The sequence below is a fragment of the Mycobacterium sp. 852014-52144_SCH5372336 genome (assembly GCF_001665615.1).
Lineage (GTDB): Bacteria > Actinomycetota > Actinomycetes > Mycobacteriales > Mycobacteriaceae > Mycobacterium > Mycobacterium neumannii_A.
Map to the genome: position 1 here is coordinate 1 of NZ_LZSW01000028.1, position 1,291 is coordinate 1,291.

The following is a 1,291-nucleotide window of genomic DNA, read 5'->3' on the forward strand; positions in this document are numbered from 1 at the left end:
TTCGAAGTCAAGTGGTTGGTGCAACATTCGGGGTTCATGCTGCTGCTTGGGTGATGAGTGCGTTGAGTCGGTCGGCGGGGGTGTCGAGGTCCAGGGTGGGTCGGGGTCGGGTGTTGAGGGTGTCTTGGATGCGTTTGAGGTCGGCTTTGGTGTGCGCGCGTAGATCGGTGCCCTTTTCGAACCAGAACCGCAGTAGTCGGTTGGTGTTCTCGTTGGAGCCGCGCTGCCAGGGTGAGTGCGGGTCGCAGAAGTAGACCGGGGCCCGTAGCTGCAGTGCGATGTCTTGCCAGTTGGCCATTTCGGTGCCGCGGTCCCAGGTGATGGTGCGCCGCAGATGGGCCGGCAGCTCGCTCATCGCCGCGATCATTGCGGTGGCCACCGATTCGGCGGTGTGATCATCTGGCAGGTACAGCAGGATGGTGAATCGGGTGCTGCGCTCGACGAGGGTGCCGATGGCACTGGTATTTCCGGTGCCCATGATCAGATCGCCTTCCCAGTGCCCGGGCACGGCGCGGTCGTCGGCTTCGGGGGGACGCTTGCTGATGGTGATCACGTCACTGAACTTGCCGCGTCGTTCGATGTGGCCGCGGGGTTTACGTGCCGCACGTTTGGTTGAGAGCCGCTTGTGCAGATCAGCGCGCAGCTGCCCGCGGCCTTGGACGTAGAGGCACTTGTAGATGGTTTCGTGGCTCACCCGTGCCAGCCTGTCATCGGGGTGATCGCGGGCCAACACCTCAGCGATCAGCTTGGGGCTCCACCCCTGGTCCATCCACATCTGGATCGGCGCGCACAACCTGGCGTCGTTGAGCTTGAACCCTTTAGGCCGCTTGGCGTTTTGCGCTGCACGGCTATGGGCCATGCGGGCGTGGTAGTCCCCGTCGGCATTACGGTTGCGGCGCTTTTCGCGCCAGACAGTGCTGCGATCACGCCCAATCTGCTCGGCGATGGCGGCGTCGCTGAGCCCGGCATCAAGACCACGCATCATCGCGATGCGCTCGTCCAAACTAAGGCGATGCCCTTTACCGCCTGGTCGATCAGCATCGCCCGGATCCACGACGCCATGGCCAGCACGATTGTTCCCCCTCAATAGCTGCATCGCTCCAGCTTGACGCCACCACAGGCCCGCCGCGGTCGTGGACACCCCCAACGCCCGGGCCGCGACTTCCAATGGCTCACCCTGACACACCCGGTCGAACAACTCCCGCCGCGTCGACCGCGGATGCGGATAACCACTTGGCATGCGCAACGCTCCTAAATCCAGGGATGTTGCACTGACCGTATGAATCTGCCC

At 63.4% G+C, this 1,291-nt stretch carries 1 protein-coding gene; it reads right to left on the reverse strand.

Going from position 1 to position 1,291, the window contains the following annotated elements; genetic code table 11:
• Nucleotides 1-34: 34 nt before the first annotated feature.
• Nucleotides 35-1,240: an IS30 family transposase gene (locus A5759_RS05480; protein ID WP_068194900.1), complete on the reverse strand. Its 1,206-nt coding sequence runs from the start codon at nt 1,238-1,240 to the stop codon at nt 35-37.
• Nucleotides 1,241-1,291 lie beyond the last annotated feature (51 nt).